Source organism: Nocardia farcinica (genome assembly GCF_029867845.1).
Classification (GTDB): Bacteria; Actinomycetota; Actinomycetes; order Mycobacteriales; family Mycobacteriaceae; genus Nocardia; species Nocardia farcinica_A.
Window position 1 is genome coordinate 1 of record NZ_JARWRU010000136.1, and the last position, 7811, is coordinate 7811.

At 68.2% G+C, this 7811-nt stretch carries 10 protein-coding genes; 2 read left to right on the forward strand and 8 right to left on the reverse strand.

Going from position 1 to position 7811, the window contains the following annotated elements:
* The first annotated feature begins 6 nt into the window (after nt 1-6).
* Both QH283_RS02640 and QH283_RS02645 read left to right on the forward strand, forming a co-directional pair.
* The gene (locus tag QH283_RS02640; RefSeq protein ID WP_280501428.1) at nt 7-141 is read left to right on the forward strand and encodes an antitoxin; all 135 of its coding nucleotides are present in this window, start codon (nt 7-9) and stop codon (nt 139-141) included.
* 127 nt (nt 142-268) lie between these two features.
* Entirely contained in the window at nt 269-826 is a 558-nt protein-coding gene (locus tag QH283_RS02645) for a TetR/AcrR family transcriptional regulator (RefSeq protein WP_432420641.1), read from the forward strand.
* Between the two features lie 13 nt (nt 827-839).
* Here the strand turns inward: QH283_RS02645 and QH283_RS02650 are convergent, their stop codons facing one another.
* From QH283_RS02650 to QH283_RS02685, 8 genes are all read right to left on the reverse strand, one after another.
* Nucleotides 840-1667: an alpha/beta fold hydrolase gene (locus QH283_RS02650; RefSeq protein ID WP_280501420.1), complete on the reverse strand. Its 828-nt coding sequence runs from the start codon at nt 1665-1667 to the stop codon at nt 840-842.
* 265 nt (nt 1668-1932) lie between these two features.
* Entirely contained in the window at nt 1933-3123 is a 1191-nt protein-coding gene (gene tuf / locus QH283_RS02655; RefSeq protein ID WP_280501421.1) for an elongation factor Tu, read from the reverse strand.
* 137 nt (nt 3124-3260) lie between these two features.
* Entirely contained in the window at nt 3261-5363 is a 2103-nt protein-coding gene (gene fusA / locus QH283_RS02660; protein WP_280501422.1) for an elongation factor G, read from the reverse strand.
* Between the two features lie 159 nt (nt 5364-5522).
* A complete protein-coding gene (gene rpsG / locus QH283_RS02665; protein WP_280501423.1) occupies nt 5523-5993 on the reverse strand; it encodes a 30S ribosomal protein S7 in 471 nt (156 codons plus the stop codon).
* 1 nt (nt 5994) lies between these two features.
* Nucleotides 5995-6369 carry a 30S ribosomal protein S12 gene (rpsL, locus tag QH283_RS02670; protein ID WP_280501424.1) on the reverse strand — a complete coding sequence of 125 codons (375 nt, stop codon included), beginning with the start codon at nt 6367-6369 and terminating at the stop codon, nt 5995-5997.
* A gap of 180 nt (nt 6370-6549) precedes the next feature.
* Nucleotides 6550-6717 (reverse strand): hypothetical protein, encoded by a 168-nt coding sequence (locus QH283_RS02675; protein WP_280501425.1) that lies wholly within the window; start codon nt 6715-6717, stop codon nt 6550-6552.
* Between the two features lie 30 nt (nt 6718-6747).
* Complete coding sequence (locus QH283_RS02680; protein ID WP_280501426.1) at nt 6748-7332, reverse strand: DUF3558 domain-containing protein; 585 nt, start codon at nt 7330-7332, stop codon at nt 6748-6750.
* An 8-nt stretch (nt 7333-7340) separates the two neighbouring features.
* On the reverse strand, nt 7341-7811 hold a 471-nt coding region (locus tag QH283_RS02685), incomplete at its 5' end, for a DUF3558 domain-containing protein (RefSeq protein WP_280501427.1).

Genomic DNA, 7811 nt, shown 5'->3' on the forward strand with positions numbered 1-7811 from the left:
GGTGACATGTTCGATCAGCGCACCGGCGGCAAGTACGCCCAGCACGTCGACAAGGGCCAGCAGCAGGCCAAGGACTTCCTGGACCGGCAGAGCCCGCAGAACCCGCAGAGCCCCCGGCAGGAGCCCCCGCAGCAGCCCTGACCCGCACGACATCCGCGACGGGCCCCGCGTCGATCAGCCGACGCGGGGCTGGTCGTGTGTGCAGCGGCGGGGGCCAGTCGGTGCGCGCGGCCGTCGCCCCCCCGGCGCGGGGCAGGCCAGGGAACTCGTGCTCGACGCGGCGGAGAACCTCTTCGCCGCACAAGGATTCGATGCCACGCCGACCTCCGCCGTGGCGGCGGCGGCCGGCATCCCGAAAGGACTGCTCTTCTACTACTTCCCCACCAAGGACGCCATCCTGTCCGCGCTGGTGGCCGAGCGGGCGCGCGCGCAGCCGGTGCCCGACCTCGACGCCGTCGTCGCGCCCGGCGACCCGGCCACCAGCCTGGTGCGGCTGCACGCCGCGCTGAACCCCCGCGACCGCCGCTCCTCGCTGCTGCGGGTGATCCTGTGGCGCGAGGCGGGCACCCACCCCGATGTGCGCAGGCAGCTGCGCCGGATGCGCGACCACCTGCTGGAGACGACCGCGCGGGTGTTGCAGGCCAGCGCGCCCGCTCCGGTCGAACCGCGCACGCTGCGGGCCTGCGCGCTGACCTGGGTCTCGGCCGTGTTCACCGTGACCGCCGCCGACCGGCCGCACGCGCTGGACGGCCTGCCGGTGCCCACCGCCGAGGAGATCCTCGGCGTGGCGAGGGTGGTGGCCGCCGGGCTGACCGGATCGGCCTGAGCGACGGTGATCCTCAGCCGTCGAGGAAGGCCAGCACCTCGGCCGCGAAACGCGGGTGGTTGATCGCGCCCATGTGCCCGACGCCGGGCACGATCACCAGCCGCGAGTCGGGGATGCGGTCGGCGGTGCGCCGGAAGGACTCGGTCGAGTAGAAGGTGTCGCGCTCGCCGCCGATCACCAGGGTGGGCGCGGTGAGCGTGGGCAGGCGGTCGGTGACGTCGAAGCGGTCCTCGGCCAGCACGAAGGCCAGCGTGTCGGCCGGATCGCTGGGGCGGGCCAGTGGATCGAGCAACCACATGATCGCCTTGTTCACCCGCCCGAGGACCGGGCCGTTGCCGGTGGCCAGGTGGTGCAGGCCGCGCCGGCCGGTGGCCGCGGCCTCGGCGTAGCGCAACTGCGCGGATCGGGCGTGCTCCTCCAGCCGCGACGCCGCCGCGCCGATCACCAGTCTGCGCACCACGTCGGGGTGGTCGAGGGCCAGTTGCAGGGCCAGCGAGCCGCCGGAGGAGATGCCGAGCACGTCGACCGGGCCGCCGTAGGTGGCGCGCAGCGCGGCGGCGTGGTCGTCGGCGATCTCGGCCATGGTCATCCCCGCCCGCATGCCGGGCGCGCGGTTGATCGCGCACACCCGCCGGTGCGCGGCCAGCGGGGCCAGCGCGCCGATCTCGGCCTTGCGCATCATGCCGGTCGGATTGGCGTGGTCGGGGGTGAACCAGCGCAGGAACACCAGCGGCGGCCCGGAGCCGAGCGCCCGGTAGGGCAGGCCGAGCGGCAGGCTGCCCTCGACGATGTCGAGGTCGGCGGTCTTCGGTGCGTTCGGTGCGTTCGGGGCGGAGCTCATCGATTCCTCCCAGCGGGCGGGCAAGCGCGGACGGCGAAGGAACTGCTCGGCAAACCAATCGTGAGAACTGCTCTGCCGGTCAGTCTCGCACTCGCGCGGGCGCGCCGGGAAACCGCCCGCGAATCCTCCGCGACCGCGACGGGGACCGCGGGCCGGACTCCGGGCGGACACTCGGGAGAACTCCCGGAAGACCCCGGAAGACGCCGAACGGCGCCGCTCCCGAAGGAGCGACGCCGTTGGCTCAGATCAGTGGTGACTCAGCGAATCACTTGATGATCTTGGTGACGCGACCGGCGCCGACGGTGCGGCCACCCTCGCGGATCGCGAAGCGCAGGCCCTCGTCCATGGCGACCGGCTGGATCAGCTTGACGCTCATCTCGGTGTTGTCGCCGGGCATGACCATCTCGGTGCCCTCGGGCAGGGTCACGACGCCCGTCACGTCCGTGGTACGGAAGTAGAACTGCGGACGGTAGTTGTTGAAGAACGGGGTGTGGCGGCCGCCCTCGTCCTTCGACAGGATGTACGCCTGGCCCTCGAACTCGGTGTGCGGGGTGGTGGTGCCCGGCTTCACGACGACCTGGCCGCGCTCCACGTCCTCGCGCTTGATGCCGCGGACCAGCAGACCGACGTTGTCGCCCGCCTGGCCCTGGTCGAGCAGCTTGCGGAACATCTCGATACCGGTGACCGTGGTCTTGGTCTTCTCCGGGCGGATGCCGACGATCTCGACTTCCTCGTTCACGTTGATCACGCCACGCTCGACGCGACCGGTGACGACGGTGCCACGACCGGTGATGGTGAAGACGTCCTCCACCGGCATCAGGAACGGCTTGTCGGTCTCACGCACCGGGTCCGGGATGGACTCGTCGACGGCGTTCATGAGCTCGAGCACCGACTCGGTCCACTTCGGGTCGCCCTCGAGCGCCTTCAGGCCGGAGACGCGCACGACCGGGGCGTCCTCGTCGAAGTCCTGGGCGGCCAGCAGCTCGCGGACCTCCATCTCGACGAGCTCGAGGATCTCCTCGTCGTCGACCATGTCCGACTTGTTCAGCGCGACCAGGATGTAGGGCACGCCGACCTGACGGGCGAGCAGCACGTGCTCACGGGTCTGCGGCATCGGGCCGTCGGTGGCGGCGACCACGAGGATGGCGCCGTCCATCTGGGCAGCACCGGTGATCATGTTCTTGATGTAGTCGGCGTGACCCGGCGCGTCGACGTGCGCGTAGTGGCGCTTCTCGGTCTGGTACTCGACGTGCGAGATGTTGATCGTGATGCCACGCGCCTTCTCTTCGGGCGCCTTGTCGATCTGATCGAACGCGAAGCTCTCGTTCAGATCGGGGTACTTGTCAGCCAGCACCTTGGTGATCGCCGCGGTCAGCGTGGTCTTGCCGTGGTCGACGTGACCGATGGTGCCGATGTTGACGTGCGGCTTCGTCCGCTCGAACTTCGCCTTCGCCACTGTGTGGTCCTCCTGGACTTGTTGGTTCCTGCAGTTGCAGCAGTGCGGGGGTCATCCCTGCGGATACAGGGAACTTTCGGGTCGTACAGACGCCCCGGGAGTGTCCGGGGCAAGTGTGCCACCTGCCCCGGATGGGATCACTCCCCGGTCGCCTTGGCGATGATCTCCTTCGACACGTTGGCCGGAACCTCCGCGTACGAATCGAACACCATGGAGTAGTTCGCCCGGCCCTGGGTCTTCGACCGCAGGTCACCGATGTAGCCGAACATCTCCGAGAGCGGAACCAGCGCCTTGACGACACGGGCACCACTGCGTTCCTCCATGGCCTGGATCTGGCCACGGCGGGAGTTCAGGTCGCCGATCACATCGCCCATGTAATCCTCGGGCGTGGTGACCTCGACCGCCATCAGCGGTTCGAGGATCACCGGACCGGCCTTGCGGGCCGCTTCCTTGAGCGCCTGCGAGCCGGCGATCTTGAACGCCATTTCCGACGAGTCGACGTCGTGGTAGGCGCCGTCGAGCAGGGTCACCTTCAGGTTGACCAGCGGGTAGCCGGCGAGCACGCCGTACTGCATCGCGTCCTGGGCGCCCGCGTCCACCGAGGGGATGTACTCGCGCGGCACGCGGCCACCGGTGACCTTGTTCTCGAACTCGTAGCTCGCGCCGTCCTCGCCCACGAAGGGCTCGAGGGCGATGATGACCTTCGCGAACTGACCCGAGCCACCGGTCTGCTTCTTGTGGGTGTACTCGAGCTTCTCGACGGTCTTGGTGATCGTCTCACGGTAGGCCACCTGCGGCTTGCCGACGTTCGCCTCGACCTTGAACTCGCGCTTCATGCGGTCCACGAGGATGTCCAGGTGCAGCTCGCCCATGCCGCCGATGACGGTCTGGCCGGTCTCGGCGTCCAGCTTGACCGAGAAGGTGGGATCCTCTTCGGCCAGCTTCTGGATGGCGGTGCCCAGCTTCTCCTGGTCGGACTTGGTCTTGGGCTCGATGGAGACCTCGATGACCGGGTCCGGGAAGGTCATGGACTCGAGCACGATCTGGTTCTGCGGATCGCACAGGGTGTCGCCGGTGGTGGTGTCCTTGAGGCCGATCACCGCGTAGATGTGGCCCGCGGAGACCTCGGGAACCGGGTTCTCCTTGTTGGCGTGCATCTGGAACAGCTTGCCCAGACGCTCCTTCTTGCCCTTGGTCGCGTTGATGACCTGGGCGCCGGAGTCGACCTTGCCCGAGTACACCCGGATGTAGGTCAGCTTGCCGAAGAAGGGGTGCACGGCGATCTTGAACGCCAGCGCGGCGAACGGCTCGTCGGCGCTCGGACGACGGGTGATGACCTCGTCCTCGTTGCCGGGCACGTGGCCTTCGACGTTCTCGACGTCCAGCGGCGAGGGCAGGTAGTCGATGACGGCGTCGAGCATGGGCTGCACGCCCTTGTTCTTGAACGCCGAGCCGCAGAGCACGGGGTAGGCCTCGGAGTTGACCGTCATCTTGCGGATGGCGCCCTTGATCTCCTCGATCGTGAGCTCCTCGCCGCCGAAGAACTTGTCCAGCAGCGCCTCGTCGGACTCCGCGACGGCCTCGAGCAGCTCCTGACGGTACTGCTCGGCCTTCTCGGCCAGGTCGGCCGGGATTTCCTTGACCTCGTACTTCTCACCGAGCTTGGTCTCGCCGGTCCACACCTTGGCGTTCATCTCGACCAGGTCGACGATGCCCTCGAAGGTGTCCTCGGCGCCGATCGGCAGCTGGATGACCAGCGGACGCGCGCCCAGGCGGTCCTTGATGGTCTGCACCGTGAAGTAGAAGTCGGCGCCCAGCTTGTCCATCTTGTTGACGAAGCACACGCGCGGCACGTCGTACTTGTCGGCCTGACGCCACACCTGCTCCGACTGCGGCTCGACGCCTTCCTTGCCGTCGAAGACCGCGACCGCGCCGTCGAGGACGCGCAGCGACCGCTCCACCTCGACGGTGAAGTCCACGTGGCCGGGGGTGTCGATGATGTTGATCTGGTTCTGGTTCCAGAAACAGGTCACCGCGGCGGAGGTGATGGTGATGCCGCGCTCCTGCTCCTGCTCCATCCAGTCGGTGGTCGACGCGCCGTCGTGCGTCTCACCGATCTTGTAGTTGACACCGGTGTAGAAGAGAATGCGTTCGGTTGTGGTGGTCTTACCGGCATCGATGTGCGCCATGATGCCGATGTTGCGGACCTTCTTCAGGTCGGTGAGCACGTCCTGTGCCACGGAAATCTTCCCCGCTCTGCTCTGTCAGCGATTGCTTTGGGATCTGTGTGGACTGACCCTGTTCGGGTCATCACTATGTCAACGCCGGAACGGGCACCGTGGTGCCCTTCCGACCGTGAGGCCTTCCGGCGCCGACACGAGCGACGGGCCGGGGGGCTGTCACCAGCGGTAGTGCGCGAAGGCCCGGTTGGATTCGGCCATCTTGTGGGTGTCCTCGCGGCGCTTCACCGAGGCGCCGAGGCCGTTGCTGGCGTCGAGCAGCTCGTTGGCCAGGCGCTCGATCATGGTCTTCTCGCGACGGGCGCGGGAGAAGTTGACCAGCCAGCGCAGCGCCAGGGTGTTGGCGCGGCCGGGACGGACCTCGACCGGAACCTGGTAGGTGGCGCCACCGACACGGCGGGGCTTGACCTCGAGGGCCGGCTTGACGTTGTCCAGCGCGCGCTTGAGGGTGACGACCGGATCGGTGCCGGTCTTCTCGCGCGCCTGCTCGAGCGCGCCGTACACGATGCGCTCGGCGGTGGACTTCTTGCCGTCCAGGAGGATCTTGTTGACCAGCTGGGTGACCAGCGGCGACCCGTAGACCGGGTCGGCGATCAACGGACGCTTGGGAGCGGGGCCCTTGCGAGGCATATCAGCTCTTCTCCTTCTTGGCGCCGTAGCGGCTGCGGGCCTGCTTGCGGTTCTTCACACCCTGGGTGTCGAGCGAGCCGCGGATGATCTTGTAGCGCACACCCGGGAGGTCCTTCACACGACCGCCGCGGACGAGCACCATCGAGTGCTCCTGCAGGTTGTGGCCCTCGCCGGGGATGTACGCCGTGACCTCGACCTGGCTGGTCAGGCGAACACGCGCGACCTTGCGCAGCGCGGAGTTCGGCTTCTTCGGGGTCGTGGTGTACACGCGGGTGCACACGCCACGACGCTGCGGGCTCCCCTTGAGGGCCGCGGTCTTGGTCTTGGAGACCTTGTCGCGGCGACCCTTGCGGACCAGCTGGTTGATGGTTGGCATAGACCGGCTTTCCTTGTTGATTACGCGGTGTCGGGACGGTTGTTCACAAACTGCATGGCTGGTTTTCGAGCTGTTCTCGCACGTCCAACCACGTTTCTCGCGTCCCGAGGTCGGGCGTGTCGCGCGCGGGATGGAACCCGGAATCCGGGCACGCCGGAGAGGTCAGCCGCTCTCGCTGGCCTACTTCAACGCACGAACTTGCCCGCATGCTGTCGGGCACAGCGGTCCACGATACTCGCGGCCTGCACCGACGGTCAAAGCGGGCCCCATCAGGCCGTCCGGCAGCGCCCGGTCTTCGATCGGCGCTGTGATCTGCATCTCGACGGTCCGCACCTCGACGATCTGCACCTCAAACGATCTGCATCTCGACGCCGCACCTCAACGAGCGAGGTTCAGTGTCAATTCCAGCAGCGTCCTGGCCGCGGTGCAAGGGTCGGGATGTGACGATCCCTGGCGATAGTTGACCCACCAGCCGACCACCCCGGTGTCGGCCGCCGAGGCGGTCAGCCCGCACGCGTCGGGATCGTCCGGCCTGCGCATCTGCAGGGCGCGGGTGCCCTGCACGGTGACCGTCTCGTGCTGGTAGCCGAGTTTGTCGGCGGTGATCTTCTCGTTGCTCAGCGAGCCGATCTCGTACCAGTTGAGGGTGACCATGGCCAGCCCGCCCGGGGCGTCCTCGACGTCCCACATGCACACCGCGCCGTTGAAGGAGCCGGTGACATATTGCGCGCCGCCGAGCGCGCTGCCGATCTCCAGCGGCGAGACCACCTCGCACTCGCGCAGCAGCTTGTCGAAATCGGTGTTGATCTCCTGGCTGCCGCCCGCCGGGTGCGCCGAGCCCTCGATGGTGTCCCCGCAAGCCGCCGCGCCCGCGGTCAGCACGAGCGACGCGCACAGCGCGAGCGTCCGGCCCGCCCGCCCACGCGACCGCGCGGCACGTGCCTGCCTGCCCGCCCGAGTCATGAGCCCCCTCATTTCAGCCGCGAGACGGTGAGTTCGGCCAGCCGCCTGGTCTTGTCGCAGGGGTTGCCGGTCGGGCCGAACAGGCCGTAGGACATCGACCACTCGAAGAAGTCGTCGTCGAGCTGGACCGCGAGATCACAGACCGTGCCGGTGGGATCGAGGGCGGCGAAGCCGGGCCTGCCGCCGACCTCGATCTTGTCCGGCTCACGGCCGACGCTGCTCACCCACGCCTTCTCCCGGTCGATCGGGCTGCCGCGATAGGAGGCGAAGGTGATGCTGGGCGAACCGAGGCCGGCGGCCTGGTAGTTGCAGCCGACCGCGTTCTTGAACACCTGGGACAGCTGCGACAGCTCCGCGATCTCGCGGACCTCGTCGTCGCTGACATGCCCGCACTCGCCGACGAAGGGGCCGAGCGAGGCCACCTTCGGCGGCGGCCGCCGCGGCTCGTCGGTGGCCGCTCCGCCGCCGGACCCGCAGGC

Bases quoted from the DNA above. Each gene is read 5' to 3' on its own strand.
- QH283_RS02640 (WP_280501428.1), top strand. From the start codon at position 7: ATGTTCGATCAGCGCACCGGCGGCAAGTACGCCCAGCACGTCGACAAG.
- QH283_RS02650 (WP_280501420.1), bottom strand. From the start codon at position 1,667: ATGAGCTCCGCCCCGAACGCACCGAACGCACCGAAGACCGCCGACCTC.
- rpsG (WP_280501423.1), bottom strand. From the start codon at position 5,993: ATGCCTCGCAAGGGCCCCGCTCCCAAGCGTCCGTTGATCGCCGACCCG.
- rpsL (WP_280501424.1), bottom strand. From the start codon at position 6,369: ATGCCAACCATCAACCAGCTGGTCCGCAAGGGTCGCCGCGACAAGGTC.
- QH283_RS02680 (WP_280501426.1), bottom strand. From the start codon at position 7,332: ATGACTCGGGCGGGCAGGCAGGCACGTGCCGCGCGGTCGCGTGGGCGG.